The organism is Allokutzneria oryzae, from assembly GCF_042429765.1.
Taxonomy (GTDB): Bacteria; Actinomycetota; Actinomycetes; order Mycobacteriales; family Pseudonocardiaceae; genus Allokutzneria; species Allokutzneria oryzae.
Genome location: NZ_JBHLZU010000026.1, coordinates 170106 through 196368 on the forward strand (window position 1 = coordinate 170106; position 26263 = coordinate 196368).

The 26263-nt window shown below is 70.6% G+C and carries 29 protein-coding genes; 19 read left to right on the plus strand and 10 right to left on the minus strand.

What is annotated here, in order from left to right:
• Window positions 1–66 precede the first annotated feature (66 nt).
• Complete coding sequence (rsmD, locus tag ACFFQA_RS29275; RefSeq protein ID WP_377859262.1) at window positions 67–627, minus strand: 16S rRNA (guanine(966)-N(2))-methyltransferase RsmD; 561 nt, start codon at window positions 625–627, stop codon at window positions 67–69.
• 115 nt (window positions 628–742) lie between these two features.
• On the opposite strand from rsmD, the gene coaD reads away from it, so the two are divergent.
• Complete coding sequence (coaD, locus tag ACFFQA_RS29280) at window positions 743–1225, plus strand: pantetheine-phosphate adenylyltransferase (RefSeq protein WP_377859265.1); 483 nt, start codon at window positions 743–745, stop codon at window positions 1223–1225.
• 21 nt (window positions 1226–1246) lie between these two features.
• Here coaD and ACFFQA_RS29285 read toward each other — a convergent pair whose 3' ends face one another.
• The gene (locus tag ACFFQA_RS29285) at window positions 1247–1639 is read right to left on the minus strand and encodes a GNAT family N-acetyltransferase (protein WP_377859896.1); all 393 of its coding nucleotides are present in this window, start codon (window positions 1637–1639) and stop codon (window positions 1247–1249) included.
• 135 nt (window positions 1640–1774) lie between these two features.
• Here ACFFQA_RS29285 and ACFFQA_RS29290 point away from each other — a divergent pair, with 135 nt between their 5' ends.
• The 6 genes from ACFFQA_RS29290 (at window position 1775) to mutM (ending at window position 5922) form a co-directional block, all read left to right on the plus strand.
• Window positions 1775–2203: a guanyl-specific ribonuclease gene (locus ACFFQA_RS29290; protein ID WP_377859268.1), complete on the plus strand. Its 429-nt coding sequence runs from the start codon at window positions 1775–1777 to the stop codon at window positions 2201–2203.
• An 84-nt stretch (window positions 2204–2287) separates the two neighbouring features.
• Window positions 2288–3043, plus strand: a complete 756-nt coding sequence (locus tag ACFFQA_RS29295) for a DivIVA domain-containing protein (protein WP_377859271.1) — start codon at window positions 2288–2290, stop codon at window positions 3041–3043.
• Window positions 3044–3459: 416 nt separating this feature from the next.
• The gene (locus ACFFQA_RS29300; RefSeq protein WP_377859274.1) at window positions 3460–4050 is read left to right on the plus strand and encodes a YceD family protein; all 591 of its coding nucleotides are present in this window, start codon (window positions 3460–3462) and stop codon (window positions 4048–4050) included.
• A 2-nt stretch (window positions 4051–4052) separates the two neighbouring features.
• A complete protein-coding gene (gene rpmF, locus ACFFQA_RS29305) occupies window positions 4053–4235 on the plus strand; it encodes a 50S ribosomal protein L32 (RefSeq protein ID WP_377859277.1) in 183 nt (60 codons plus the stop codon).
• Between the two features lie 20 nt (window positions 4236–4255).
• Window positions 4256–5011 carry a ribonuclease III gene (rnc, locus tag ACFFQA_RS29310; RefSeq protein WP_377859280.1) on the plus strand — a complete coding sequence of 252 codons (756 nt, stop codon included), beginning with the start codon at window positions 4256–4258 and terminating at the stop codon, window positions 5009–5011.
• Between the two features lie 53 nt (window positions 5012–5064).
• Window positions 5065–5922: a bifunctional DNA-formamidopyrimidine glycosylase/DNA-(apurinic or apyrimidinic site) lyase gene (gene mutM, locus ACFFQA_RS29315; protein WP_377859283.1), complete on the plus strand. Its 858-nt coding sequence runs from the start codon at window positions 5065–5067 to the stop codon at window positions 5920–5922.
• 154 nt (window positions 5923–6076) lie between these two features.
• Here the strand turns inward: mutM and ACFFQA_RS29320 are convergent, their stop codons facing one another.
• Together ACFFQA_RS29320 and asnB are read right to left on the minus strand one after the other, a co-directional pair.
• Complete coding sequence (locus ACFFQA_RS29320) at window positions 6077–6391, minus strand: LysR family transcriptional regulator (RefSeq protein WP_030430557.1); 315 nt, start codon at window positions 6389–6391, stop codon at window positions 6077–6079.
• 303 nt (window positions 6392–6694) lie between these two features.
• Entirely contained in the window at window positions 6695–8524 is a 1830-nt protein-coding gene (gene asnB / locus ACFFQA_RS29325; protein WP_377859898.1) for an asparagine synthase (glutamine-hydrolyzing), read from the minus strand.
• Between the two features lie 448 nt (window positions 8525–8972).
• Here asnB and kdpF point away from each other — a divergent pair, with 448 nt between their 5' ends.
• Genes kdpF through ACFFQA_RS29345 form a run of 4 tightly spaced genes read left to right on the plus strand, consistent with a single transcriptional unit; the run spans window position 8973 to window position 12968 of the window.
• Window positions 8973–9071 (plus strand): K(+)-transporting ATPase subunit F, encoded by a 99-nt coding sequence (gene kdpF, locus ACFFQA_RS29330; protein ID WP_377859900.1) that lies wholly within the window; start codon window positions 8973–8975, stop codon window positions 9069–9071.
• Window positions 9071–9736, plus strand: coding sequence for a potassium-transporting ATPase subunit C (locus ACFFQA_RS29335; RefSeq protein WP_377859288.1), 666 nt, complete (start codon window positions 9071–9073; stop codon window positions 9734–9736). Before kdpF ends, ACFFQA_RS29335 begins: the two co-directional genes overlap by 1 nt.
• Before the next feature lie 11 nt (window positions 9737–9747).
• The gene (locus ACFFQA_RS29340) at window positions 9748–12288 is read left to right on the plus strand and encodes a DUF4118 domain-containing protein (RefSeq protein ID WP_377859291.1); all 2541 of its coding nucleotides are present in this window, start codon (window positions 9748–9750) and stop codon (window positions 12286–12288) included.
• Entirely contained in the window at window positions 12285–12968 is a 684-nt protein-coding gene (locus ACFFQA_RS29345) for a response regulator (protein WP_377859294.1), read from the plus strand. The genes ACFFQA_RS29340 and ACFFQA_RS29345 overlap by 4 nt, the downstream gene beginning before the upstream one ends.
• On the opposite strand, the gene ACFFQA_RS29350 is transcribed toward ACFFQA_RS29345, so the two are convergent.
• The 3 genes from ACFFQA_RS29350 to ACFFQA_RS29360 form a co-directional block, all read right to left on the minus strand.
• On the minus strand, window positions 12969–13760 hold the full coding sequence (locus tag ACFFQA_RS29350) for a maleylpyruvate isomerase family mycothiol-dependent enzyme (protein WP_377859297.1): 792 nt from the start codon (window positions 13758–13760) through the stop codon (window positions 12969–12971).
• A 115-nt stretch (window positions 13761–13875) separates the two neighbouring features.
• Window positions 13876–14358 carry a hypothetical protein gene (locus ACFFQA_RS29355; RefSeq protein WP_377859300.1) on the minus strand — a complete coding sequence of 161 codons (483 nt, stop codon included), beginning with the start codon at window positions 14356–14358 and terminating at the stop codon, window positions 13876–13878.
• Complete coding sequence (locus ACFFQA_RS29360) at window positions 14355–14999, minus strand: CAP domain-containing protein (protein ID WP_377859902.1); 645 nt, start codon at window positions 14997–14999, stop codon at window positions 14355–14357. Before ACFFQA_RS29360 ends, ACFFQA_RS29355 begins: the two co-directional genes overlap by 4 nt.
• A gap of 157 nt (window positions 15000–15156) precedes the next feature.
• On the opposite strand from ACFFQA_RS29360, the gene ACFFQA_RS29365 reads away from it, so the two are divergent.
• From ACFFQA_RS29365 to ACFFQA_RS29400, 8 genes are all read left to right on the plus strand, one after another.
• Window positions 15157–15468, plus strand: a complete 312-nt coding sequence (locus tag ACFFQA_RS29365; protein WP_377859303.1) for an acylphosphatase — start codon at window positions 15157–15159, stop codon at window positions 15466–15468.
• A gap of 35 nt (window positions 15469–15503) precedes the next feature.
• Window positions 15504–15869 carry a winged helix-turn-helix transcriptional regulator gene (locus ACFFQA_RS29370; RefSeq protein WP_377859306.1) on the plus strand — a complete coding sequence of 122 codons (366 nt, stop codon included), beginning with the start codon at window positions 15504–15506 and terminating at the stop codon, window positions 15867–15869.
• A 99-nt stretch (window positions 15870–15968) separates the two neighbouring features.
• Window positions 15969–19577: a chromosome segregation protein SMC gene (smc, locus tag ACFFQA_RS29375; protein ID WP_377859309.1), complete on the plus strand. Its 3609-nt coding sequence runs from the start codon at window positions 15969–15971 to the stop codon at window positions 19575–19577.
• Between the two features lie 32 nt (window positions 19578–19609).
• Complete coding sequence (locus ACFFQA_RS29380) at window positions 19610–19987, plus strand: LppU/SCO3897 family protein (RefSeq protein WP_377859312.1); 378 nt, start codon at window positions 19610–19612, stop codon at window positions 19985–19987.
• A gap of 88 nt (window positions 19988–20075) precedes the next feature.
• Window positions 20076–20462, plus strand: coding sequence for an LppU/SCO3897 family protein (locus tag ACFFQA_RS29385; RefSeq protein WP_377859315.1), 387 nt, complete (start codon window positions 20076–20078; stop codon window positions 20460–20462).
• 94 nt (window positions 20463–20556) lie between these two features.
• Complete coding sequence (locus tag ACFFQA_RS29390; protein WP_377859318.1) at window positions 20557–20970, plus strand: hypothetical protein; 414 nt, start codon at window positions 20557–20559, stop codon at window positions 20968–20970.
• Window positions 20971–21024: 54 nt separating this feature from the next.
• Window positions 21025–22584: a phytoene desaturase family protein gene (locus ACFFQA_RS29395; RefSeq protein ID WP_377859321.1), complete on the plus strand. Its 1560-nt coding sequence runs from the start codon at window positions 21025–21027 to the stop codon at window positions 22582–22584.
• A gap of 10 nt (window positions 22585–22594) precedes the next feature.
• On the plus strand, window positions 22595–23044 hold the full coding sequence (locus tag ACFFQA_RS29400; protein ID WP_377859324.1) for a hypothetical protein: 450 nt from the start codon (window positions 22595–22597) through the stop codon (window positions 23042–23044).
• Window positions 23045–23051: 7 nt separating this feature from the next.
• On the opposite strand, the gene ACFFQA_RS29405 is transcribed toward ACFFQA_RS29400, so the two are convergent.
• From ACFFQA_RS29405 to ACFFQA_RS29415, 3 genes are all read right to left on the minus strand, one after another.
• Complete coding sequence (locus tag ACFFQA_RS29405; protein WP_377859327.1) at window positions 23052–23375, minus strand: GNAT family N-acetyltransferase; 324 nt, start codon at window positions 23373–23375, stop codon at window positions 23052–23054.
• Window positions 23376–23469: 94 nt separating this feature from the next.
• On the minus strand, window positions 23470–24978 hold the full coding sequence (locus tag ACFFQA_RS29410; RefSeq protein ID WP_377859330.1) for a sodium:solute symporter: 1509 nt from the start codon (window positions 24976–24978) through the stop codon (window positions 23470–23472).
• Window positions 24979–25020: 42 nt separating this feature from the next.
• On the minus strand, window positions 25021–26232 hold the full coding sequence (locus ACFFQA_RS29415; RefSeq protein WP_377859904.1) for an anhydro-N-acetylmuramic acid kinase: 1212 nt from the start codon (window positions 26230–26232) through the stop codon (window positions 25021–25023).
• Between the last annotated feature and the right edge of the window lie 31 nt (window positions 26233–26263).

Genomic DNA, 26263 nt, shown 5'->3' on the forward strand with positions numbered 1-26263 from the left:
CCTCACTGGCAACAAGAGCACTCCGCCCCATTCGCTTGCAAAGCGCCAGTAGCGGCATTGGCGGAGTCAGGGGGTCGGATGTTCTGCCCAGTGCAGAGCTGTGTCGCCATAGCGGCGGGTGCGGAAAGGCTCCAGCGGATCCGGCCAGATGGGGTCTCCGCTACGGAGGGCTCGCTCCACCACGACGACCGTGCCAGGCGCCGTCCAGCCCGACTCGACGAGCACCGTGAGGGCCTTGTGCAGCGCCTCGTTGGTCAGGTCGTAGGGCGGGTCGGCGAAGACCACGTCGTACGGGGTGGCCGCGCCTGTCGACAGGACTGTGTCCACAGTGCCCGTCCGGACGTCCGCGCCAGGCAGGGCCAAGTCGGCCGCGTTGCGGCGGAGGACATCGCTCGCCCGGCGGTCGGACTCCACGAAGGTCGCCGTCGCCGCTCCCCGGGACAGCGACTCGAACCCGAGCGCGCCCGATCCCGCGTAGAGGTCGAGCACCCGGGCGCCGTCCAGGTCCACCATGGACTCCAGCGCGCTGAACAGCGCTTCGCGCACCCGGTCCGATGTCGGCCTGGTTCCCTTGGGTGGCACCGCCAGCCGCCGTCCGCCCGCGGTCCCGGCAACGATTCGTGTCACGCGGCAATACTCCCACCGGCGCCCGTGCTCCGTTCGGCCGGTGAGGGCGGGTGACACTTCCCACTCGCCGGATTCAACCGGTGGCGCGAACTCCGAGTCCTGTTACGGTCCGCCCATGAGGCGTGCCGTTTACCCCGGCTCCTATGACCCAGTGACCAACGGCCACTTGGACATCATCGAGCGGGCGGCCGGTCTGTTCGACGAGATCGTCGTCGCGGTGATGATCAACAAGAGCAAGCGCAGCCTGTTCACCGTCGAGGAACGCATCGACATGCTGCGCGAGGTCACCGCGCACCTTCCGAACGTGCGCATCGACTCCTGGTACGGCCTGCTGGTGGACTACTGCAAGGCCAACGAGATCCAGGCGATCGTCAAGGGCCTGCGCGCGGTCAGCGACTTCGAGTACGAGCTGCAGATGGCGCAGATGAACCAGCGCCTGTCCGGCATCGACACGGTCTTCATCGCGACGAACCCGGTCTACAGCTTCCTGTCCAGCTCCCTGGTCAAGGAGGTCGCCACCTACGGCGGCGACGTCTCCCACCTGCTGCCGGCCGCGATCGACGAGCGGCTCGCCAGCCGCCTGGCCGAGACCCGCTAGCCGCTACAGGGCCAGTAATCGCTACAGGGCCAGCTTCATGCCGACGTGGCTCGGCTCGAAGCCGATGCGCTCGTAGAAGCGGCGCGCGCCCTCCCGCGAGGCGTCGGTGGTCAGCTGCACCAAGCCGCAGCCGCGCTCCTTCGCCCGCGCGATCGCCCACCGGATCATCGCTTCGCCCGTGCCCGAACCCCGCTGATCGTCTCGGACCCGAACGGCCTCGATCTGACAGCGGGTCATTCCCCGCCGCGACAGCCCGGGGACGAAGCTCAGCTGCATCGTCGCGATGATCTCCGCCCCGGACTCGGCGACGACGAGCAGCTGGTTCGGATCGGCGTCGATCTCTTCGAAAGCGCGCAGGTAGGCGGGGTCGCCGGGGTTTTCCCGTTTCGCGCCGAGCGGGTCATTGGCGAGCATCGCGACAATGACTGGAACGTCCTTGGCAGATGCCTTTCTGAAGGTACCTACTTCCGTATGCACGTCGTTTTCCCGCCTTCGAAAGTTCAGATCGGTGTCTATGGGCGATCATGCTGGATAGTTACCGTCCGCCCTATGAAGCCGATCACAGCACGCGTTGCGCAGACCCTGCTCGCGGCCGTCCTGGTGGCCCTGGGTTCCCTGTCCCCCGCGGTAGCTTCCGCTGTCCCTGCCCAGCCCTTCACGAGTGCCGCCCAGCCGTCGTGCGGCGACACCTCCTCCTACACCAAGAAGAACCTCTCGGCGCTGCCCGACCAGGCCGACGACACCGTCAAGCTGATCAAGAAGAACGGCCCGTACCCGTACCCGCAGGACGGCACCACCTTCGGCAACCGGGAGAACCTGCTGCCGAAGTGCGCGGCCTCCTACTACAAGGAGTTCACCGTCAAGACCCCCGGCATCGGTCACCGCGGCGCCAAGCGGATCGTGACCGGCACCGCCGGCGAGTACTTCTACACCGCCGACCACTACAAGAGCTTCGTTCTCGTCAACATCAACGCCTGACACGCGTGGCGAGATCCCGCCGTCCGGCCGCCGGGCACGGCAGACTGGGCGGCGGGAAGCCGACAGCGGGGCGAGGAGTGGCACGTGTACCGGGTCTTCGAGGCGCTTGACGAGCTCGTCACGATCGTCGAGGAGGCGCGTGGCGTGCCCATGACCTCGGGGTGTGTCGTGCCCCGGGGCGACGTCCTCGAACTGCTCGACGAGATCCGGGACGCCATTCCCGGTGAGCTCGACGACGCTCAGGACGTGCTCGACCACCGCGACGAGGTGGTCAACAAGGCCGCGCAGCAGGCCGAGCACAGCATCAGCACCTCCCGCGCCGAGGCCGAGCAGACGGTCTCCGAGGCACGTGAAGAGGCGGACCGGCTGCTCGCCGAGGCCAGGGCGCACGCCGAGCGCATGGTCGCCGACGCCGAGGCGGAGGCCGAGCGGATCGCCGCGGCCGCCCGGCACGAGTACGAGGACGCCGTCGGCCGCGCCGAGGCCGAGGCCGAGCGGATGATCCAGGCGGGCCGCGCCTCCTACGAGCGCTCCGTTGACGAGGGCCGCGCCGAGCAGGCCCGCATGGTCGACCAGACCGAGGTGGTCCGGGCAGCGCACGGCGAGTCCGCCCGCGTGGTCGACGCCGCCAACCAGGAGGCCAGTCGCCTCCGCTCGGAGTGCGACGCCTACGTGGACAGCAAGCTCGCCGAGTTCGAGGACCTGCTGGGCCGCACGATGCGCACGGTCGGCAAGGGCCGGGCCCAGCTCCGCGGTCGTCCCGGTTCGAGCGACACCGTCTTCGACTACCAGGACGAGGAGCCGGTCGGCGGCCGTCCCCGCCACCGCGGCGGCTACTAGCCCGCCTCCCGAGAGCCGTTCCGACACCGCGATGCGGTGCGCGTGTCCGGGCTGGCGTCGTCAAGATTTCCGCGTTTTGGCAACTTAACGCGCGAGAAAGCGCTCCCAATTCGCGTAAAGGTGACAAAACGCGAACGAGCGGGCACGCGTGGTGGCCTTCGGAGGGAGGGCGCGGCGGTGTGGTGGTGGTGTGCGCAGGAGACCGCCAAGAACCCGTTCCCGATGCGCCGACGTGGCGGTGCTCACGTCAGCGGTCACGACGCCAAAGCCGCGTTCGGGGCGCTGGATTCGCTGAAGGACTCATTCAGCGCGTGAACCGGGGGCGGAGGCGGTGAACGGATTTCGTTCACGGCCACCCTGTCCCGTACCCTGGGCGGGCTGGCCGCCAACCGACCACGGCCGCGCACATCACACTCATGTCTGAACGCACCAGCGCCACCACGCAGCGGCCGCCGACCGGTCCGTGGGTCATCGACACCCGGGACCTGGGACGGCGACCCGGCAGCAGCCGTGGCTACCACCGCAAGTTCGAGGCCACCAGCGACTTCGGCATGGTCGACGTCATCGGCATCCCCTCGGGCGGCGAGGTCGAGTTCGACGTGCTGCTGGAGTCCGTGGTCGAGGGCGTGCTCGTCACCGGTACGGTCAGCGGGCCGACCGTGGGGGAGTGCTCCCGCTGCCTGGACCCGCTGAGCGGGGAGGTCGAGGTTCGGGTCACCGAACTGTTCGCCTACCCGGACAGCGCCACCGAGGTCAGTACGGACGAGGACGAGGTCAGCAGGCTCGTCGACGACCTGCTCGACCTGGAGCCGGTCGCGCGCGACACCATCGTGCTGACCCTGCCCGCGGCTCCGCTGTGCTCCCCGGACTGCCCGGGGCTGTGCGTGGAGTGCGGTGAGAAGCTGGCCGATCTCGGCCCGGACCACGGGCATGAGACGATTGACCCTCGCTGGGCCGCGTTGCAAGGGCGGTTCGGCGAGGCTGGAAACAACTCAGAGGAGAACTAGTCGTGGCCGTCCCCAAGCGCAGGATGTCGCGGTCCAACACCCGCTCGCGCCGAGCCCAGTGGAAGACCAGCGCCCCGACCCTGGCGGCCTGCTCGAACCGCGCCTGCCGGGCACCGAAGCTGCCGCACGTGGCCTGCCCGCAGTGTGGCCAGTACGACGGCCGCCAGGTCGTCACCCCCGCCTGACCAGGGCGGGAGACTAGATCGTGGGGAGCAGGACGTCGCGGGGACTCGCGCCCGATCGCGCCCCGCTGCTGACCGCGCTCGGAGTCGAACTGGGCTCCGAGCTGCTCACGCTCGCACTGACCCACCGCTCCTACGCCTACGAGAACGGCGGCCTGCCGCCGAACGAGAGGCTGGAGTTCCTGGGTGACTCGGTGCTGAGCGTGGTGATCACCGATCACCTGTACCGGGCGCACCCGGACCTTCCCGAGGGGCAGCTCGCCAAGCTGCGCGCCAGCGTGGTCAACATGCACGCGCTGGCCGGCGTGGCGCGCACCCTCGGGCCGGGTGGGCTCGGCGCGCACCTGCTGCTGGGCAAGGGTGAGGAGCTCACCGGCGGCAGGGACAAGCCGAGCATCCTGGCCGACGGCCTCGAAGCCGTGATCGGTGCGGTCTACCTCGAGCACGGCATCGAGGTCTCGCACACGCTCGTGCACCGCCTCTTCGACGGCCTGCTCGAAGAGGCGCCCCGGCGCGGTGCCGGACTGGACTGGAAGACCAGCCTCCAGGAGCTCACCGCGGCGGCGGGGCTCGGCGTGCCCGAGTACCGGGTCGCCGAGGAGGGGCCGGACCACCGCAAGGAGTTCACCGCCACCGTCGTCGTCGGTGGCAACCCGCAGGGCACCGGCGAGGGCCGCACGAAGAAGGAAGCCGAGCAGAAGGCCGCCGAGGCCGCCTGGCGCATCCTCTCCGAGCAGGTCAGGGTCGCCGCAGAAGCCGAGGCGGCCGACGCCACCTGATCCTCTTCTCACGCGTCCGCACCCGGTGCCGTTGACGCGTGAGAGGACGGGGCGTGCCCGAGCTTCCCGAGGTCGAGGTCGTTCGTGCCGGTTTGCAGCGCCATGTCGCGGGCCGGACGGTGTCACAGGTCGAGGTGCTGCACCCGCGCGCGGTGCGCAAGCACGTCCCGGGGGCTGCCGACTTCGCCGCCCGGCTCACCGGCAGGCGCTTCGACGCCGCCCGCCGTCGCGGCAAGTACCTGTGGATCGAGCTCGACGGCTCCGCCGACGCGGTGGTCGCGCACCTCGGCATGAGCGGCCAGATGCTGGTCCAGCCCGTCGGGGCCGAGGACGAGACCCACCTGCGGGTGCGCGTCCGCTTCGCCGACGACGGTCCGGAGCTGCGCTTCGTCGACCAGCGCACGTTCGGCGGGCTGGCACTGACCGAGCTCGTCGCCCAGGGCTCCGGCCTGCTGCCCGTCCCGATCGCGCACATCGGCCGCGACCCGCTCGACCCGGAGTTCGACCTCGCCGCCGGTGTTGCCGCGCTGCGCGGCCGCCGCACCGAGGTGAAGCGCGCGCTGCTGGACCAGACCCTGGTCTCCGGTATCGGCAACATCTACGCCGACGAGGCCCTGTGGCGCACGAGGCTGCACTGGGCTCGCCAGACGGCCGGCCTGACCCGCGCGAAGGCGGGGGAGCTGCTGGAAGCGGCCACCGAGGTGATGCGCGAAGCCCTCGTCGCGGGCGGCACGTCCTTCGACGCGCTCTACGTCAACGTCAACGGGCAGTCCGGCTACTTCGACCGGTCGCTGGCCGCCTACGGCCAGGAGAACCGGCCGTGCGGGCGGTGCGGCACCGCGATCATCCGCGAGGCGTTCATGAACCGGTCGTCCTTCTCCTGCCCCAGGTGCCAGCCCCGACCCCGTTGATCTTCACGATGGGGTGATGGAAACTTTCCACCAACGGGTGGTGTCGCCGGACCCCGGACATGCGTGAGGGGCGGTCCCCGTCGGGACCGCCCCTCACGTCGTTCTCATCGGCCCGTGACCTGCTGCCATGTCGTGGTCACGGGGAAGGTTGTTCTCAGCTGGAGCGCAGCTGGCTCGTCGCCCACTCGAAGCTCGTGGTGGGCACGGGCTCGTTGTTGCGAACCGACAGCTCCTTGATGCTGTCGATCAGCATGAGCACCGCTCGAACCGAAGGCAAGATCATCTGTCCCTCTCGGGTCAACCTCGCACCCGCTGGATCGCGGGTGAAGAGCTTGGTGCCGAGAGACTGCTCCAGGGACTTGATCTGGTAGCTGATCGCTGGCTGGGAATAACCCAAGGACTTAGCGGCCAGGTCCATGCGACCAAGGTCCGCGATCGAGACGAACGCTCGAAACTCCCGCTCGTGCATCCGAATCCTCCCCCAGGGGTCACCGCGCTGTGATTACCCCGGCTTCATCCAGGCAGAACTTCACCAACAACACCGGATAATCAGGACATTACCAACGCGTCACGGTTAAGTCCATCAATCGGGGTCTCAAGCGCCCGACCGGAGTACAAAAAGTGCTCCGGTTCACCCGAGGGTGACTGTTTGCTCGCCTGAACGGGTTACTACTCAGCTGTCATCCGTTCAGAGGAGGACATCGAACGCCTCGGGCCCGTGGCCGTGCGCGTTTGTAGCCGCTCACAACTTTCTCTTCTGGGTGAGCCTCAGTCAAGTTAGGTGTAGGTCAAGTCGGTGAATGCCTAGCCACGCAGCGATGTCTAGCAGGCGTTCTGTGAACAGGCGATCCACTCGATTGAGCGACCCAGGTTCCCTGGAAACGATTTCACGAGCCCAGCTCGCGTCAATAATGTTGAACGTTGGATTACTTAGATCGTTCAACAATTCCTCGACCTGTTCCTGGAGCGCCAGGACGTATTTCAGTTCCTGGGTCGAGGGGTACGGGCTCTTCCGCCGTTCCGCCACCGACCGCGGGATCACGTCCAGGACCGCCGAGCGCAGCAGGCTCTTCTCCCGCCCGTCGTGGGTCTTCATCGACCAGGGCGCGTTGAAGACGTACTCGACCAGCCGGTGGTCGCAGAACGGCACCCGGACCTCCAGGCCGACGGCCATGCTCATCCGGTCCTTGCGGTCGAGCATGTACGGCAGGAACCGGGTCAGATGGGCGTAGGAGATCCGGCGCATCCGCCGCTCGTGCTCGTCCTCGCTGTCGAGCACCGGCGACTCGGCCAGCACCTCCGCGTAACCGTCGGCCAGGAACGCGCCGATGTCCAGCTGTTCGCGCAGCTCCTCGCGCAGCAGCGGCCGCCCGGTGCTCTGCTGCCCGCCAGGGCCGGAGACCCACGGGTACATCCCGCCGCGCTGGATGCCCGGGTCGTGGAACCACCAGTAGCCGCCGAAGACCTCGTCGGCCGACTCGCCGGACACGGCCACCGTGGAGTGCTCGCGGACCGCCTTGGACAGCAGGTAGAGCGAGTTGTCCATGTCGCCGAGGCCGATCGGGACGTCCCTCGCCGCGACCGCCGCCCTGCGCACCTCCGGGTCGGCGAGCGTGGCGTGGTCGAGCACGATGTCGGTGTGCGTGGTGCCGACGTGTTCGGCGACGTCCTTCACGAACGGCGCGTCCGGGCTGTCCTGGAGCACGTCGGCGGTGAAGTTGTCCGTCTGCCCGACGAAGTCCACGGCGAAGGTGCGCAGCGGGTCGATGTGCCTGGCGGCGAGGCCGGTCAGCGCGCTGGAGTCCAGGCCGCCGGAGAGCAGCACGCACTGCGGCACGTCGGAGACGAGCTGGCGGCGCATGATGTCGTCGAGCAGCTCGCGGATCCGCTCGCCGGTCTCCTCGGTGCTGTCCTCGTGCGGGGCGGCCTCCAGCCGCCAGTAGGCCCGTTCCCGCAGGCCGGAGCGGTCCATGATGGCGAGCCTGCCCGGCTTGAGCTCCCGCATCCCGGCCCAGACGGCCTCGCCGGGGGTCTTGCTGTACGCGAAGAGCTCCCGCAGACCGGTGAGGCCGATGGCGCGCTTGGCCAGCGGGTTGGCGAGGATCGCCTTGGGCTCGGAGCCGAAGAGCACGCCGTCCGCGGTGCGGTACAGGTACAGCGGCTTCACGCCGAGGCGGTCCCTGACCAGCAGCAGGCGCTGGACACGGGTGTCCCAGATTGCGAACGCGTACATCCCGTTGAGCCGGTCGACCAGCGCGTCGCCCCACTCCAGGTAGGCGCGCAGCACCACCTCGGTGTCGCTGGCGGTGCGGAAGGCGTGGCCCCTGCGGCGCAGCTCGGCGCGCAGCTCGACGTAGTTGTAGACCTCGCCGCTGTAGGTCAGCACGACCTGGCCGTCGGGGGTGTCCGCGGTCATCGGCTGGGCGCCGCCCTCGATGTCGATCACCGCGAGCCTGCGGTGGCCCAGCCCGGCGTGCTGGTCCAACCAGGTGTCGCCGCTGTCCGGTCCCCGGTCGCGCAGGGTGGCGGTCATCGCCTCCAGTGTGGCCCGCTCACTGGTCAGGTCGCGTGCAAAGCCCACCCAGCCGGTAATGCCGCACACGTCGACCTCCTCGTCGTCCGGACCCGCGTCTCCCACGCGAAGTGAAAAATACATTCCTCATGGCGTGAAATGAATCAACGCGGTTGAAGGTGATTGGTCCGTCCGTGCGGCCCGGGCCGAAACCTGGTCGCTCAGAGTGATCTTGCTCGCCCAAGTTCTCACGCCGTGGCGTGAAGAGTTGGGGTTGTTGCCGTCACACAGAGTGTAAGGACCCCGTAAACGCCGAGGTAGTCCCCGTCAAGGACGCGTCAGGGACCGTCAAGGTCCCCGGCGGCGACCGCACCCTTGCTCCGTCACGGCCGTCGGTGGGGCGGTCCGAGAGGGGAGTAAGCGAGATGGCCGACATGGCCTACGCCGCGCTGCTGATCGGCGTCTTCGTCGTTCTCGCGCTGACGCTTCGCGGGCTGGAGAAGCTCCGATGACGGCCGCCGCCGCGAACGCCTCCTCGGTGAGCGCGCAGCTGGTGCCCAACGTCGTTGGCGGTGTGGTCGCGTTGCTCCTGTTGATCTACCTCTTCATCGCGTTGATCCGACCGGAGAAGTTCTGATGACGCCGGTGTGGACCGGGCTGCCGCAGCTCGTCCTGGCCGCGGTCTACCGGCGCTTCGGCGACTACACGGCCCGCGTGTGCACCAGCGACAAGCACTGGCGTGCCGAGCGGGCGATCTACCGGGTGGTCCGGGTCAACCCCGACGCCGAGCAGCGGTGGACCACGTACGCGGCCGGGGTTCTCGGCTTCTCGTTCGTCTCCGTTGTGCTGCTCTACCTGCTGCCGCTGAGCCTCGGCCGCCCGGCGGTCGAGCCAGGCACCGCGTTCACCACCGCGGTCAGCTTCGTGACGAACACCAACTGGCTCTCCGCCCGCGCGGAGGGGCCGGTCGTGACCGTGGACGGCGTCCCGGTCGGCTTGGAGCTGATCGGCATCGACCTCGTCGCGGCGGTCGAGGAGCGCGGGGGACTCGCCGCCGCGCGCGAGGGCGTCGACCCCGCCCGCGTGCCCGTCGAGGCGGTCACCGCCTCCGCCTCCGGACTCGACCCGCACGTCAGCCCCGGCTACGCGCGGCTCCAGGTGCCGAGTGTGGCGCGGGAGAACGGGCTGAACCCGGTTCAGGTGACCGCTCTGGTCAAGCAGAACACCAGCGGCGGCGTGATCGGCGAGCCGGTGGTGAATGTGCTCAAGCTCAACATCGCCGTGCAGGCCACCAGGCGGTGAGCAGGGCAAAGGTGGCGGACACTGGCCTGGTGGAGCCTGCCAAGAGACGTCGGCGCGGGGAGCTGCGCATCTACCTGGGCGCGGCCCCCGGCGTCGGCAAGACCTTCGCGATGCTCGGCGAGGCCCACCGCCGCGCCGACCGGGGGACCCACGTCGTGGTCGGCTTCGTGGAGACCCACGGCCGGGACAGGACCGCGCGGCTCCTGGAAGGTCTGCCCGAGGTGCCGAGGCGGCGGATGACCCACCGCGGCCACGACTTCGCCGAGATGGACGTCGACGCGCTGCTCGCGCTCGCTCCGGAGGTGGCGGTCGTGGACGAGCTCGCGCACACCAACGTGCCGGGTTCGCGCAACGCCAAGCGGTGGCAGGACGTCGAGGAGCTGCTCGAAGCGGGCATCGACGTCCTGTCCACCGTGAACGTCCAGCACATGGAGAGCCTCAACGACGTCGTGCAGCGGATCACCGGCGCGACACAACAGGAAACCGTGCCGGACGAGGTCGTGCGCGGCGCGGAGCAGGTCGAGCTCGTCGACATCACCCCGGAGGCGCTGCGCAGGCGGATGGCCCACGGCAACATCTACCCGGCGCACAAGGTGGACGCCGCGCTGGGCAACTACTTCCGGCCCGGCAACCTCACCGCGCTGCGCGAGCTGGCGCTGCTGTGGGTCGCCGACCAGGTCGACGTGGCACTCCAGCGCTACCGCGCCGAGCACAAGATCACCGAGACCTGGGAGGCCAGGGAGCGCGTGGTCGTCGCCATCACCGGCGGCAAGGAGAGCGAGACGCTGATCCGTCGCGCCCGCCGCATCGCGAACCGGGCGGGCGCGGAGCTGCTGGTGCTGCACATCCTGCGCAGCGACGGCCTGACCGGTGTCCCCCCGGCCGCTGTCGCCCGCTGCCGCGAGCTCGCCCGAGACGTCGGCGCGAGCTTCCACAATGTGGTGGGCGACGACGTCCCGGCCGCGTTGCTGGAGTTCGCGCGCGGGGTGAACGCGACACAGCTCGTGCTCGGCACCTCGCGGCGGTCGCGGCTGGCTCGGGTGTTCGACGAGGGCGTCAGCTCGCGCGTCGTGCAGAACTCCGGGCCGATCGACGTGCACATGGTCACCCACGACGAGGCGGGTGGAACCGTGCGGCAGCAGGGGGTGCGGCGCGGTGCGCTCGCCCCGTGGCGCAAGGTCCTCGGCTGGGTGCTCGCCGTGGTCCTGCCGTCGGCGGCGACCGCGCTCGGAGTGGCGCTGCGGCCGGAGCTGATCCTGTCCACCAACGTGATCGACTACTTCCTTGCCACCGTGGTCGTGGCGCTGGTCGGTGGCCTGGGGCCGGCGTTGCTCGCCTCGGTGGGCTCGGCGTTCCTGCTGAACTACTTCTTCACCGAGCCGCTGTACACGCTGACGATCTCCGCGCAGGAGAACGTGATCACGCTGATCGCGATGATCGTCGTCGGCATCATGGTCGCCCTCGTCGTCGACCGCGCGGCGCGCAGAGCCGGACAGGCTGCTCGGGCGCGGACCGAGGCGGCGCTGCTGTCCTCCTACGCGCACACCGTGCTCACGCATCCCGAACCGGTGCAACGGTTGCTGGAGAAGGTGCGCGAGAACTTCGGACTGACCTCGGTGGCGTTGCTGGAGAAGAGCAGCGGCGAGTGGAAGCGGGTCGCCGTCGTGGGAGTCGACGCGTGCGACCGCCCCGGCCAGGCCGACGTCGATGTCGCGGTGACTCCCGGCGTCCACCTGGCTCTACGCGGACGCGCGTTGCCCGCCGCCGACCGCAAGGTGCTCGAAGGCGCGGCGGGACAAGCCCTCCTGGCACTGCGACAGCAGCGGCTGGCCGCGCAAACCGTTGAGGCGCAACGCAAGGCGGAGACCACCGAGCTGCGGACGGCGTTGCTCTCCGCAGTGGGGCACGACCTGCGCACGCCCTTGACGTCGATCAAGGCGTCCGTCGGCAGCCTGCGCGATCCCGAGCTGAAGTTGTCCGACTCCGACACCGCGGAGCTGCTGGAGGCCGTTGAGGAGTCCGCCGACCGGCTGACGAAGCTGGTCGACAACCTGCTCGACTCCTCGCGGCTGGCCACGGGCGCGGTCCAGCCGCGGTTCCGGCCGACCGGGTTCGACGAGGCGGTCGCCCGCGCACTGTCCTTCATGGACGGTCACCGCCGGGTCGGCGTGGACGTGGACGACCGGCTCCCCTTGGTGCGGGCCGACGTCGGCCTGTTGGAGCGGGTGATCGCCAACGTGGTGGACAACGCGCTGCGGCACGGCGGCGGCTCGGTGGAGGTCCGCGCGAGCGCCCACGCCGAGCGGGTCGAGCTGCGTGTCGTGGACTACGGCCGGGGGCTGCCGAAGGGCGCGGCCGACGAGGTTTTCGCGCCGTTCCAACGGCTCGGTGACTCCTCCAGCGGTGTGGGGCTCGGCCTCAGCGTCGCCAAGGGGTTCACCGAGGCGATGGGCGGCACCATCCGCGCCGAGGACACCCCCGGCGGCGGCTTGACCATCGTGATCTCCTTGCCGGTGCACGGGGATGGCGCGGGAGAGGTGGGCGTGCGGTGACCAAGGTGCTGGTGGTCGATGACGAGCCGCAGATCGTGCGGGCGTTGCGGATCAACCTGTCGGCACGGGGCTACGAGGTGCTGACCGCGCACGACGGGGCCTCCGCGCTGAAGGTCGCCGCGGCCGACCGCCCGGACGTGGTCGTGCTCGACCTCGGGTTGCCCGACCGCGACGGCACGGAGGTGATCGCGGGTCTGCGCGGTTGGACGAGCGTGCCGATCCTGGTGCTCTCCGCGCGCACCGACTCCGCCGACAAGGTCGAGGCGCTGGACGCGGGCGCCGACGACTACGTGACCAAGCCCTTCGGCATGGACGAGCTGCTGGCGCGGCTGCGCGCGGCGGTCCGCAGGGCGGCGCACCCCGCCGACGAGACCGAGCTCGCGGTGGTGGAGACCGCGACGTTCACCGTCGACCTGGTAGCCAAGCGCGTGCACCGCGACGGCGCCGAGGTGCACCTGACGCCGACGGAGTGGGGCGTGCTGGAGATGCTCGTCCGCAACCGTGGCCGCCTGGTGGCGCAGAAGCAACTGCTCCAGGAGGTGTGGGGACCGGCGTACGCGAAGGAGACGCACTACCTGCGGGTCTACCTCGCCCAGCTCCGCCGCAAGCTGGAATCGGAGCCGTCCCGCCCACGCCACCTGATCACCGAACCCGGCATGGGCTACCGCTTCGAACCCTGATCAGACCTCGGGCACGAAGCTGCCGTAGCGGTCGAGCACGTCCCGGTCACCACGCACGTCGAGCCGGTCGGCGGGGACCCGTCCCCAGAGGAACAGCATCAGCTCCGACAGCGACCCGCCCAGCTCGATGTCACCGGGCCCCTCGGTCAGCCGGATCTCGTCGCCGTCGAACTCCACGGTCCAGCCGGTGTCGTGGTCGGTCGGCCGGAAGCGGAACCGCTCACCCCCGCCGGCGACTGACGGGAACTGTGCCCGCCAGGCCGGAGCCAGCACCTCGAAGTGGTGGACGATGGCCCGCGCGGCGAGCTCCGGGGCCATCGGGCGCGCGGTCCCGACGGCGTTCTCGGCGTCCCACCGGTGCACCGCGGCCTCGGTGACCTGCATCCGCAGCCAGAACCCGGTCGTCCGGTCCGCCGTCCACGTCCACACCGGCGAGTCCTGCTCGCACTCCTCGAAGGCGTGCAGCAACGCGGTGGCGCCCTCGCCGAACCAGTCGGCCAGCCCGTCGGGCACCGGTCCGTGGTTCGGCGCGTTCTCCAGCCGCGGCCAGCCCTCCCAGCTCCCCTCGTGCCGCCGCAGGAAGCGGATGTCGGAGAGGTCCGGCGCCTGCTGCAACCCCTCCTCGAAGATCCACGACACCAACCGGTGCACGAACCCCAGGTGCAGCACGAGATCGGTCAAAGTCCACTGCGGACACGAAGGCACGACGGGCGCGGTCTCGGCCCTGGCCCCCACCCGCACGGCCGCCTCGAACGCCAGGACCTCGCGCTGAAACTCCCCCACCAACCCCATACCCCCCACTCTGCCACCCCCACCCCGCCACCCGAACGGCCATTCGCGGGCTTATGGACGTGCCGGTGGGGACGCGGAGGTCCATAAGCCCGCGAATGGCCGTAAGGGGGTGGGGTCAGGTGGTGCTGGGCGGGGGTGGGGACGCCGAGGTGGTGGTGGGGCGGGGCGTCGTGGTGGTCGGTGGGGGTGTGGTCGTGGTGGTGGGCGGCTTGGTCGTCGTCGTGGTGTGCGGCGGCGGGGTCGGGTCGCCCGTGGGGGGCGGCGGCGGGGTGCCCGGGTCCGGCGGGGGCGGGGCCGGCGTGCTGCCGTCGCTCAGGGTGGTCGGCGGCGTGGAGGGGCTCGACGACGTGGTGGTCGGCGCGCCGCTCGTGGTGGAGGTGGCCGGGGTGGTCGTCGGCGTCTGTCCGGCGATCGGCGGCGCGTCGGCGATGCGGTCGCCCTTGACGACCTCACCGCGACCCGCCGGCCTGCCCTGTTCGGCGGCCGAGCTGGTGACCAGGGTGGCGATGGTGGCCAGTGCCGTCGCGGTGGCCAGGGCGACCGCGCCCAGCACCGCGCTGCCGGGCACGCGCTGGCCCGGCTTCACCAGAGCGCTCACCGGCCGAACACCTGCGTCCACACCCAGCCTCGGGTGTCCAGACCCATGCCCAGCGACGTGAACTGACAGTTCAGGATGTTGGCCCGATGGCCGGAGGACTGCATCCACGACTCCATGACCTGCTCGGCGGAACGTTGACCCTTGGCGATGTTTTCACCGCCGGGCGACGCATACCCAGCCGCTCGCGCCCGGTCGACGAACGAAGCGCCGTCCGGTGAGGTGTGCGAGAAATAGTTACGCTCCGCCATATCGACGCTGTGCCGTTGGGCGGCATTTGCCAACCGCTCGTCGATTCGCAGGGCTGAACAGCCCGCTTCCGAGCGCGCTTGGTTTACCAGCTCCGTGACCTTTGCCGCTGGTCCCGAAGGCGCGGGTGGCGGTTGCGGAGTGCTGCGCCGCGCCGGGGTCGTGGTGGGCCGTTCGGGCGCAGGCGGCTGCTCCGGCTCCGACGTTCTGTTACTCGTAGTAGTCGTCGGGGGAGCGGTGGTCGAACTCTCTGGAGACGTGGTCGCCGTCGTGGTCGGCGCCGCCTCCGAGGTCGGCTGCTGGGTGCTCCCGGTGCTGCTGGGTGGATCTTCGGGGACGCTGATCGCGCTGGTGGGGGCCTTGTCGGCGAGGAGTGTGGAGCCTTGGTCCCCCATCAGCGAGCTCGCTCCGGCTGTCACGGCGCCAACCAGCGCCGCGACCAGTCCGGGCACGAGTGAGGATCGACGCGTGCGCTGTCCGGCCACGGCGCGTGACCGTACCACTATTGAGTGACGCGTGCCTCGATCGTGGTGTCCCTTGGGGTCATGCACGATGGGTTGCGTGGCTGAGGGAGCTGAGGGCGGGGCCGAGGACGCGGTGCGGCTGACCGCGTGGGTGCACGGCCGCGTCCAGGGAGTGGGTTTCCGGTGGTGGACCAGGGCTCGTGCGCTCGAACTGGGGTTGGTCGGAGCCGCGACGAACCTCCGGGACGGCCGGGTCGAGGTCACCGCGGAGGGGCCGCGCGCGGACTGCGAGCGACTGCTCGTCCTGCTGCGCTCCGGTGGTACCCCTGGGGCCGTCGAGACCGTGGTGGAGCGCTGGTCGGCGGCCCGTGGCGGCCTCGTCTCCTTCGTCGAGCGCTGACGCGCCGAGCGCGCAAGATCAAGTAAAGTTGAGGCATGTCGTCGTCGCACTCCCCAGGTGCAGCTGCCTTGGTCACCCGCGCGTTGGAAGAGATCGGAGACTTCGAGGTCCTGCTCGTCCTCGCGCACATCTTCAACGGGAAAGAGACCGAGAAGGAGCTGCTGGAGACCGCGGGGGAGCAGCGGGAGCAGGCGCGCGAGCTGCTGCAACGGATGATCGAGTACGGCTTCCTGGAGCGCAGACCCCGGATGAAGCGCTCGACCATGGCGTGGGCCTACGAGGTGACCCCCAAGGGTGAACAACTGCGCGAAGTGGTGACGCTGCTGGAGCGCTTCGGTGAGCGGTGGTCGGCCCCTGACGCGGAGCTTCTGCCCTACCCGCGGGCGCGCGTCGCGCGCTGAGCGCGTGCCACCTGCCCGGATCACCTCCGCCCTGCGGCTATCCTCCTTCGGATAACGCGAGCACCGGGGCCGGTTGGCTGAGAACGGAAGCAGGCGCACGTGCACCTGAAGAGCCTGACGCTGAAGGGGTTCAAGTCCTTCGCCTCGGCAACGACCCTGCGCTTCGAACCCGGGATCACCTGCGTCGTCGGCCCGAACGGCTCCGGCAAGTCCAACGTGCTCGACGCGCTGGCCTGGGTGATGGGCCAGCAGGCGGCCAAGGCGCTGCGCGGCGGCAAGATGGAGGACGTCATCTTCGCCGGCACCGCGGGCCGAGCCCCGCTCGGCCGCGCCGAGGTGACGCTGACCATCGACAACTCCGACGGCGCCCTGCCGATCGACTACACCGAGGTCTCCATCACCCGCCGCATCTTCCGCGACGGCGCCAGCGAGTACGAGATCAACGGCAACAGCTGCCGCCTGCTCGACGTGCAGGAGCTGCTGTCGGACTCCGGAATCGGCCGCGAGATGCACGTGATCGTCGGCCAGGGCCGCCTCGCCGAGATCCTGCAGTCCAAGCCGGAGGAGCGCCGCGCCTTCATCGAGGAGGCCGCCGGTGTGCTCAAGCACCGCAAGCGCAAGGAAAAGGCGCTGCGCAAGCTCGACGCGATGCAGGCGAACCTGACCCGGCTCACCGACCTCACCGCCGAGCTGCGCCGCCAGCTCAAGCCGCTGGGCAAGCAGGCCGAGATCGCCCGCAAGGCGCAGACCGTGCAGGCCGACCTGCGGGACGCCCGGCTCCGGCTCTACGCCGACGACCTGGTCAACTCCCGCTCCGAGCTGGCCAAGGACCAGGCCGACGAGGCCGCCGCCCGCGCCCGCCGCACCGAGGTCGAGCGGATGCTCCAGTTCGCCCAGAACGAGCAGTCGGAGCTGGAGGAGAACCTCGCCCAGGACGCGCCGCTGCTGGCCGCCGCGCAGGAGACCTGGTACCGGCTCTCCGCGCTGGAGGAGCGCCTTCGCGGCACCGTCCGGCTGGCCCAGGAGCGCGCCCGCCACCTCACCGCCCCGCTGGAGCAGCACCGCGGCGGGCGCGACCCGGAGGAGATGGAGCGCGAGGCCGAGGAGGTCGCCGAACAGGAGCTGGAGCTCCAGGAGGGCGTCGAGCAGGCCAGGATGATGCTCTCCACGGCGCTGGAGACCCGCTCCGAGCTGGAGCAGGCGCTCAAGGCGGCCGAGCGCGAGCACATGGCGGCCGTGCGCGCCGTCGCCGACCGCCGCGAGGGCCTCGCCCGCCTCGGCGGCCAGGTGGAGGCGCTGCGCAGCAAGACGGGGGCGACCGCCGAGGAGATCGAGCGCATGTCCGTCGCGCTCGCCGAGGCGAGGGAGCGCGCAGAGCAGGCCCAGCTGGAGTTCGAGGAGACGCAGGCCGAGACCGGGGTCGAGGAGGACACCGACACCGGGCTCGCCGGCCGCAAGGACGCCGCGACCGAGGAGCACAAGCAGGCCCGCGCCCGGGTGGAGGAGCTGGTCGCCGCCGAGCGCAAGGCCGAGCGCGAGATCGCCTCCTGGAAGGCCCGCGTCGAGGCGCTTTCCCTTGGCCTCAACCGCAAGGACGGCGCGGGTGCGCTGCTGGCCTCGGCGGGCAAGCTGCCAGGGCTGCTCGGTTCGGTCGCCGCGCTGATGACCGTGGAGCCGGGCGCCGAGGTCGCGCTCGCCGCCGCCCTGGGCGCCATCGCCGACGCTGTCGCCGTCGCCGCGCCCGCCGATGCCGTTGCCGCGCTTGAACTCCTGCGCGCCTCCGACTCCGGCCGGGCGGGTCTGCTGATCGGCGGCGGAGTGCAGACGGAGCGCTCCGGCTGGCCGACGCTGCCCGAGGGCGCGCGCTGGGCGGTCGACCTGGTGCAGGCCCCGCAGCCGCTCAAGCCCGCGCTGTTCCGGGCGCTGGACCGCCTCGCCGTCGTCGACGACCTGGCGGCGGCCAACGCGCTGGTCGAGCGGTTCCCCGGCGTGCGGGCCGCCACGGTCGAGGGCGACGTGCTCGGCGCGGACTGGGCGGTCGGCGGTTCCGGGCGCAGCCAGAGCGTCATCGAGGTGCAGGCAGCGGTCGACGAGGCGCGCGAGAAGCTGACCGAGGCGGAGCGCTCGCTGGAGCACTTCGGCGCCGCGCTCCAGGGCGCGAGGGAGGACGAGAAGGTCCGTCGCGCCGCGGTCGCCGAGATCCAGGAGCTGGTCAACGACTCGCGGGTGCAGCGCGCCCGCAGCGCCGAGCGGCTGTCCCGGATGGCCAAGGCCGCGAACACCGCGCAGGCCGAGGCCGAACGCCTCGCCGCGCAACGGCAGAAGGTCGAGCAAGCGCGCGAGGAGGCGCTGAGCAAGCTCTCCGAGCTGGAGGAGCGGCTGCTCGCCGCCGAGTCCGAGCAGACCTTCGAGGAGGAGCCCGACACCGGCCTGCGTGACGAGATCGCCACCCAGCTCGCGGCCTCCCGGCAGGAGGAGGTCGAGGCGCGGCTGGTGCTGCGCACCTCCGAGGAGCGCGCCCGCGCCCTGCTGGGCAAGGCCGACCAGCTGCGCAGGGCCGCGCGCAACGAGCGGGAGGCGCGGGAACGCGCCGAGCGGGCGCGGGCGGCGCGGGCGCGCAGCGCCACGGTCGCCGAGGCCGTGGTGCGCGGCGGTGAGACCGCGCTGGAGCGGATCGCGGTGTCGCTGGCGCGGGCCGCGACCGAGCGGGACGAGGCGCAGGCGCGGCGGACCGAGCGCGAGGCCGCGTTGAACAAGGTCCGCAGCCGGGTCCGCGAGCTCTCCGGCGAGCTGGAGAAGCTGGTCGACGCCGTGCACCGGGACGAGGTGCTGCGGGCGGAGCAGCGGCTGCGCATCGAGCAGCTGGAGTCCAAGATCACCGAGGACTTCGGCATCGGCCTCGACGACCTGGTCGAGGAGTACGGGCCGATGGTGCCGATCCCGCCGAGCGCCGTCGAGCTGGCCGAGTACGAGGCGGCCAAGGAGCGCGGCGAGGACGTCAACCCGCCGCCGCCGTTGCCCTTCGACCGGGCCACCCAGGAACGCAGGGCCAAGCGGGCGGAGAAGGACCTGACGCTGCTCGGCAAGGTCAACCCGCTGGCGCTGGAGGAGTTCGCCGCGCTGGAGGAGCGCTACAAGTTCCTCTCCACGCAGTTGGAGGACATCAAGGAGACCCGCCGCGACCTGCTGACCGTGGTCAAGGAGGTCGACGACAAGATCCTTGAGGTCTTCACATCGGCCTACGAGGACGTGGCTCGCGAGTTCGAGACCGTCTTCAAGACCGTCTTCCCCGGCGGTGAGGGGCGGCTGCTGCTCACCGACCCGGACGACATGCTCACCACCGGCGTCGAGGTCGAGGCGCGCCCGCCGGGCAAGAAGGTCAAGCGGCTGTCGCTGCTCTCCGGTGGCGAGAAGTCGCTGACCGCGGTGGCCATGCTGGTGTCGATCTTCCGCGCCCGTCCCTCGCCGTTCTACGTGATGGACGAGGTCGAGGCCGCGCTGGACGACACCAACCTGCGCAGGCTGATCGGCCTGTTCGAGCAGCTGCGGGAGAAGTCGCAGCTGATCGTGATCACCCACCAGAAGCCGACCATGGAGATCGCCGACGCGCTCTACGGCGTGACCATGCGCGGCGACGGCATCACGCAGGTGATCTCGCAGCGGCTCCAGCGGCCCTCCGCCCCCGCCGGGGCGCCCGCCAAGGGCTGACCCACCTTCGAAGAACCCAGGGAGACAACGGAGTGGACACTCCGCAGGACCCGGCCGCCCACCCGGCGCCCGAGCCCAAGCCGAAGCGCTCGCCGGTGCGGCTGATCGTCTCGATCGTCGTCCCGCTGGTGGCGGTCGGCGCGGGCGTGTACTTCTACCTCAACTCCGCGGGCAACGCGAAGATCGGCGACTGCCTCGCCGACGGCGCCGACGCCAACTCGCCGATGCGCAAGGTCGACTGCGGTGCGCAGGCCGACTACCGCGTGGTCGGCCGGGTCGAGGGCAAGACGCGGGACGAGGCGAACGAGTCCAAGCTGTGCCAGTCCTTCCCGGCGACCGAGGTCGTCTACTGGGAGGGCGGCAGCGGCTCCACGGGCAACGTGCTCTGCCTGGAGCCCTACCGGCCTTAAACCCCGGTTGAATCCGATTCCTCCCCGATGTCCCGGATGCGCATGATGAGCGCCCGCTTCACTGGGTTAACACATTGGGAAAAAACACGTGAGCACTCCACAGGGCATGCCTGAGTCCGCCGACCAGCCCGCCGCGAAGCCGAAGCGCTCGCCGGCCAAGCTGGTCGTCTCGATCCTCGTCCCGCTGGTGGTCATCGGCATCGGTGTCTTCGGCTACCTCAACTCCGTCGGCAAGTCCTCGCAGGTCGGGGACTGCCTCAGCGGCGACGTGAGCGACGCGGACAACATCAAGAAGGTCGACTGCGGTCCTGGGGCGAACTTCAAGGTGGTCGGCAAGGTCGAGGACAAGCTGCAGTCGGAGGCCGGTGAGAACGGGGCCGTCTGCGCGCCGTTCGCGGCCACGGGCGCCTTCTACTGGGAAGGTCGGCAGGGCGGCAAGGGCACCTTCCTCTGTCTTGAGGAGCTGAAGGGCTGACCGCCCTCGGCGTTGTGGTGGGCCCGGTGCGACCTCGGTCGGCCGGGCCCATTACGTTGGCCGCTGTCAGCCGCAGCGACCTGGGGGAATCCCGATGTACCAGCAGCCGCCCCACCCGCAGCAGATGCCGCCCCAGCCGGGTTTCGGGCGCGTGCTGCTGGACGCCTCGTTCAACCCCATGAACTGGTTCCTGTACTTCATCAAGCCGGTCGTGGTCGTCAACGGCCAGGGCAGGCAGGTGGAGTGGGGCCAGCTGCCGATCGACCTGCCCGCCGGCCAGCACAACATCGAGGTGCACTTCCCGTACTTCGGCAAGCCGCGCGGTGTCGCCAGGGCGACGATCCCGGTGCAGCCCGGCCAGCAGCAGCCGGTCCACTACCGCGCGCCGGCGAACATGCTCCTCTCGGGCGCGATGGGACCGACCCGCCCCGCGACGCCGGGGATGGCCTCCAGCCTCGCGATCCTGGGCGTCGTGACGCTGGTGCTGCTCATCAGCTTCCTGGTGTGAACCCGAGCCGAGCGGACCTGGTCAACGTCCGGGGTTCTCGGCCACGATCGCCGGATGCGCTTTGACGATGACGTCGTGGTTGTCGGTGGCGGGCACAACGGCCTGATCGCCTCGATCCTGCTGGCCAGGGCCGGGTTGTCGGTGCGGCTGGTGGAGCGCGCCGAGCACCTCGGCGGCGCCTCCGTCGGCAAGCGGGTCTTTCCCGGTCTGCCCGCCCGGCTGTCCAAGTACTCCTACCTCGTCAGCCTGCTGCCGGACGCGCTCGCCGCCGAGCTCGGCCTGTCGCTGGCGCTGCGCTCCCGCGCGGTGTCCTCCTACACACCCGCTGTCCGCGATGGACGGCCGACCGGACTGCTCGTGGAACGGGAGCCCGGGGCGGCGACGGAGGCGTCCTTCGCGGAGCTGACCGGTTCCGGTGAGGCGTGGCGGGCGTGGACCTCCTTCTACGACAGGGTCGCCGCGTTCGGTGGCACGCTCGGTCCCGCGTTGCTCGGCCCGCTGCGGCGGCGGTCGGAGCTGCGCGACCGGGTCGACTCGTCCACGTGGGACGACCTGGTCGAACGGCCGCTCGGTGAGGTCCTTGAGCGCGAGTTCGCCGATGACCTGGTGCGTGGTGTGGTCGCCACCGACGGGCTCATCGGCACGAACGCCTCGCTGCACGACTCGGCGGCCAACCGCTGCTTCGCCTACCACGTGATCGGCAACGGCACCGGTGAGTGGCGGGTGCCGGTGGGCGGGATGGGCGCGTTGGCCGACGCGCTCGAACTGGCCGCGGCCGAGGCGGGCGTCGAGGTGTCCACGGCGACTCCGGTGCTGGCGTTGCACGAGCACGGCGACCACGTCGAAGTGGTGACCGAGGCCGGGTCCACCTCGGCGCGGTGGGCGTTGTGCGCGGTCGCCCCGTCCACTGTGGACCGGCTGCTCGGGCGGGCTGCGGAGAGCCCCGAAGGCAGTCAGCTCAAGGTGAACATGCTGCTGAAGCGGCTTCCCCGGCTGCGCAGCGGGATCGACCCGAGTGTGGCGTTCGCGGGCACACTGCACCTGGAGGAGGGCTACGCCGACCTGGAGCGGGCTCACCGCCTCGCGCAGGAGGGCACGCTCGCCGATCCCCTGCCGTGCGAGGTGTACTGCCACTCGCTGACCGATTCGAGCATCCTCGGCGACCTGGCCGGGCGCGGGTACCACACGTTGACGCTGTTCGGGCTGCACGCACCCGCGCGTCTGTTCACTGTGGACGGTGCGCGGGAGCGGGCGACCGAGGCGGCGCTCGCCGCGCTGCGACGGCATCTCGCCGAGCCGCTGGAGGACTGCCTGGCCGTGGACGCCGACGGCAGGCCCTGCCTGGGCGCGGAGTCGCCGCTGGACCTGGAGCGCGACCTGGGCATGCCGGGCGGCCACATCTTCCACGGCGACCTGGACTGGCCGTGGCTCGACGACGACGAGCCCGCGGAGACCCCTGCTCAGCGTTGGGGCGTAGCGGTTTCCGGCGCGAGCAGGGTGCTGCTGGCCGGTGCGGGAACCCGGCGCGGCGGCGGGGTGAGCGGGCTCGGCGGCTGGCACGCGGCCAACGCGGTGCTGGAGGCTAGACAAGCTGAGGGGGCCACGGGGTCGTAGGCTCTGCGGCGTGAGCGCGGAGAGCGGGCTGCTGATCGTGCACGCCACCTACCACCGCCGTCTTCAGCGCGAGCTGCCGAACGACACGTCGGGCGCGAGGGTCCTTGTCGCCGACCGCGGTCAGCTGGCCGACTGGGGTGACACGGCCACCTTCGAGCTGCCGCAGGGCTCCTACGAGGTGTCGGCCGCGGTCAGCCGGACCGAGGCGGAGTTCCTGGGTGACGGCGAGCACGAGGAGAAGGTCTACGGCGAGGCGCGCACCATCGTGCTGGTTCCCGCAGGCGGCCGGGCCGAGCTGTACTACGCGCCGCCGTGGACCTCGTCGGGACCGGGAGCGCTCGCAACCACCCGGCCACGCACGGGTGGTCTGCGAGCGCTCCTGCCGGTCTTCACCGCTCCGCTGGTGATCGTCGCCATCGTGGCGGTCACCAGCGCGGTCCTGGCGGCCGTCCTGCTCTGAGCAGGACTCAGTCGGCGACCTTGGCCGCTGCCATCACGCGCATGCGGTCGATCGGGTCCACCAGGGCCACGTAGTCCGGGTGGCGGCGGATCCAACCGGCCACGAACGGACACAGTGGACGGACAACGAGACCGTTGGCGCGCGCGGAGTCCAGCGCCGTCCTGGCCAGCTCCCCGCCGACGCCCTTGCCCTCGAAGGCGCCGTCGACCTCGGTGTGCGTCAGCAGGATCTTGCCGCCGAGCCGGGCGTACTCCACGTGGCCCGCGAGTGAGCCGTTCAGACGGGCCTCGAAGCGGTGCCGCTCCGGTACCTCGGTGACCACGACGTCCATCGTGTGCTCCTCTCGCCGGGGACTGCTGCGAGTGGAGCATGCAATGCCGGGCCCGCGCTCGCCATTCCAGCGCGGGCCCGGCGGGGACGACGGGTTACTTCGCGGGCAGCTCGGTCTCGACCGCCTCCGGCGCGTCCGTGCGGTGCCGCAGTGACAGCAGGCCGCCGACGATCAGTGTCACCGCCACCCCGATCACCGTGTACCACGGGTAAGCGAGGGGAAGAGCCTTGCCGTTCGCCCCGGTGAACTCCACTCCGAGGATGACGAAGCCCATCACCACCACCGTCACCACGAACGCCGCGATGGCATCGGCCTGCCTGGCGCGCTTCACCGCGAGGCCGAGCACGAACGCGCCGAGAAGGGCGCCGTAGGTGTAGCCGGTGATGCCGAGGCCCTGCTCCACCAGAGGCGTCGTGGTCGTGGTGAACGGGATGGCGAACCCGACGAAGATCACGGCCCAGACGATCGTCCAGATCTTGCCGTGGCGCAGCACGGTCTCGTCGTCCAGCCGGCGTTTGGTGAAGCGCTGGTACAGGTCGCTGACCGTGGAGGTCGACAGCGAGTTGAGCGAGGAGGCCAGGGTGCTCATCGCCGCCGAGAGGATCCCGGCGATCAGCAGGCCGGTCAGTCCCGGGGGGAGCTCGTTGACGATGAACGTCGGGAAGATCTCGTCGGACTTGGTCAGTCCCCGATCGGCCAGGCTCGCGCCGTTGTAGAGCGCCCAGAGCATCGCGCCGATGAGCAGGAACAGGGCGAACTGGAAGAACACGATCACACCGCTGGTGATCAGCGCCTTGCGGCTGTCACCGAGCGTGCGGCAGGTCAGCAGGCGCTGCACGATGATCTGGTCGGAGCCGTGCGAGGCCATCGAGAGCACCGCGCCGCCGACGATCGCGGTGATGGCGGCGTAGGGACTGGTCAGCGGGTCCAGGGAGAGGTCGAACATGTCGAACTTGCCCGCGTCGACGAGCTGGCCGAACCAGTCCGAGGGCAGCCTGCCCGCGAGGATGGCCACCACGACCACCGCGCCACCGACGTAGACCAGCATCTGGATCGCGTCCACCCAGACCACGGCCTTGATCCCGCCGAGGTAGGTGTAGATCACCGTGAACACCGAGATGCAGAGCAGGATCTGCCAGTAGGCGGCGTCAATACCGAGGCTGCTCAGCACGACCTTGACCGGCAACGCGGTCAGTGCCAGCCGGAGACCGTCGGCGAGCAGGCGGGTGACCAGGAACGTGACCGACGCCGTTCCCTGCAGGCCGCGGCCGAACCGCTTGCCGAGGAAGGCGTAGGCGGTGACCAGCTCGCCCGAGAAGTACTTGGGCAGCAGCACGAAGGAGACCACGATGCGCCCGATGAGGTAGCCGATGGCCAGCTGGAGGAAACCGAAGGTGCCCAGGTAGGCGACCCCGGGCACGCTGATCACCGTCAGCGAGCTGGTCTCGGTGGCCACCACCGAGAAGCAGACCGCCCACCACGGCAGGTCGCGGTCGCCGACGAAGTAGTCCGAGGACGACCGCTGCTTGCCGCTCAGCAGCAGGCCGAGCACGGGCATGGCGACCAGGAAGATCGCGATCACCGCGATGTCGAGTGTGCGCATGGGGCTCTCCCGATCCGTGTGCGTGGTGAGGAGAATCAGGTTCTAGTGGGGGCGGGACGATCGCGGCATCGGTGTCCGGTCGGCGAGCTGGAGGACCCGCAGCCGTCTCGGTGGGGTGGACGCCGGTTCCGGGAGCCGCAGGGGTTGCCGTCCCGGAGTGATCGAGCCGAGCACGCGCGGTCCGGCGGCCCCGGTCGCGGTCGGCAGGTTCGCGGGCAGTCCGTGCCAGGTCAGGAAGCCCAGCAGCGCGGCGAGGTAGGCCTCTTTGCCGTCCGCTGCCAGGCCGAACGCCTCGCTGGTCTCCAGATCCGCGTCGCCGAGGTGCCGCTGGAGCGCGGCCATCAGCGTCGCGTTGCGCACCCCGCCGCCGGAAGCCACCACTCGGGTGGCGTTGTGCCCTCGGCAGGCGTCGGCGACGGTGGTCGCGGTCAGCTCGACCAGCGTGGCCAGCAGGTCCGGCAGGCCGATCTCCGGCAGTCCGTCCAGCGCCGCGCGCAGGTAGTCGGCGTGGAAGTGCTCCTTGCCGGTGGACTTCGGCGCCGCCGCCGCGTAGTACGGGTCGGCGAGCAGCCGGGACAGCAGGTCCGGGTGAGGGGAGCCGTTGGCGGCGAGCCGGCCCCCCTCGTCGTACTGGACGCGACTGTCCGCGGCGAGGCGGCAGGCGGCGTCCAGCAGAGCGTTACCCGGACCTGTGTCGTAGGCCAGCGGGGCATGACCCCCGCCGACCACGGTGATGTTGGCGATCCCGCCGATGTTCAGCGCGACCGCCACGTCCTCGGCGCCCGCCCGCGCATCGGCGGGCGCCAGCCACAGCGCGTCGAGCAGGCTCGCCAGCGGAGCGCCGTGCCCGCCCGCGGCGACATCGCGCGCGCGGAGGTCGGCGACCACCGGTACCCCGGTCGCCTCGGCGATCCACGCGGGCTGCCCCAGCTGCAGCGTCCCCTTGCACGTCCGGCCGTCCACCCAGTGGTAGATCGTCTGGCCGAGCGAGGAGATCAGGTCCACATCGCCGCAGCCCAGGGCGTCGATGCCCTGTCGTGCCGCGTCGGCGAAGGACTGTCCGACGAGGGTGTCCAGCACGCACAGCCGCTCGGCGGAGCAGTCCGCAGGGGGCAGCGCGGCGACCAGGTCGCGGCGCAGCTGCTCCGGGTAGGGGACCTCGATGCTGCCCAGCGGCAGCAGCTCCACGGTGCAGCGGGAACCGGAGTCCTCGCGCAGGCAGAGCTCGGCGACCGCCACGTCGATGCCGTCCATCGACGTGCCGGAGATCAACCCGAGCACCCGC

What these genes read in the sequence shown, in the direction of transcription:
- coaD (WP_377859265.1), top strand. Translation starts at nt 743, where the DNA reads ATGAGGCGTGCCGTTTACCCCGGCTCCTATGACCCAGTGACCAACGGC.
- ACFFQA_RS29285 (WP_377859896.1), bottom strand. Translation starts at nt 1,639, where the DNA reads ATGCTCGCCAATGACCCGCTCGGCGCGAAACGGGAAAACCCCGGCGAC.
- ACFFQA_RS29290 (WP_377859268.1), top strand. Translation starts at nt 1,775, where the DNA reads ATGAAGCCGATCACAGCACGCGTTGCGCAGACCCTGCTCGCGGCCGTC.
- ACFFQA_RS29300 (WP_377859274.1), top strand. Translation starts at nt 3,460, where the DNA reads ATGTCTGAACGCACCAGCGCCACCACGCAGCGGCCGCCGACCGGTCCG.
- ACFFQA_RS29320 (WP_030430557.1), bottom strand. Translation starts at nt 6,391, where the DNA reads ATGCACGAGCGGGAGTTTCGAGCGTTCGTCTCGATCGCGGACCTTGGT.
- ACFFQA_RS29335 (WP_377859288.1), top strand. Translation starts at nt 9,071, where the DNA reads ATGACGCCGGTGTGGACCGGGCTGCCGCAGCTCGTCCTGGCCGCGGTC.
- ACFFQA_RS29350 (WP_377859297.1), bottom strand. Translation starts at nt 13,760, where the DNA reads ATGGGGTTGGTGGGGGAGTTTCAGCGCGAGGTCCTGGCGTTCGAGGCG.
- ACFFQA_RS29360 (WP_377859902.1), bottom strand. Translation starts at nt 14,999, where the DNA reads ATGGGGGACCAAGGCTCCACACTCCTCGCCGACAAGGCCCCCACCAGC.
- ACFFQA_RS29365 (WP_377859303.1), top strand. Translation starts at nt 15,157, where the DNA reads ATGGGTTGCGTGGCTGAGGGAGCTGAGGGCGGGGCCGAGGACGCGGTG.
- ACFFQA_RS29370 (WP_377859306.1), top strand. Translation starts at nt 15,504, where the DNA reads ATGTCGTCGTCGCACTCCCCAGGTGCAGCTGCCTTGGTCACCCGCGCG.
- ACFFQA_RS29390 (WP_377859318.1), top strand. Translation starts at nt 20,557, where the DNA reads ATGTACCAGCAGCCGCCCCACCCGCAGCAGATGCCGCCCCAGCCGGGT.
- ACFFQA_RS29395 (WP_377859321.1), top strand. Translation starts at nt 21,025, where the DNA reads ATGCGCTTTGACGATGACGTCGTGGTTGTCGGTGGCGGGCACAACGGC.
- ACFFQA_RS29405 (WP_377859327.1), bottom strand. Translation starts at nt 23,375, where the DNA reads ATGGACGTCGTGGTCACCGAGGTACCGGAGCGGCACCGCTTCGAGGCC.
- ACFFQA_RS29410 (WP_377859330.1), bottom strand. Translation starts at nt 24,978, where the DNA reads ATGCGCACACTCGACATCGCGGTGATCGCGATCTTCCTGGTCGCCATG.
- ACFFQA_RS29415 (WP_377859904.1), bottom strand. Translation starts at nt 26,232, where the DNA reads ATGGACGGCATCGACGTGGCGGTCGCCGAGCTCTGCCTGCGCGAGGAC.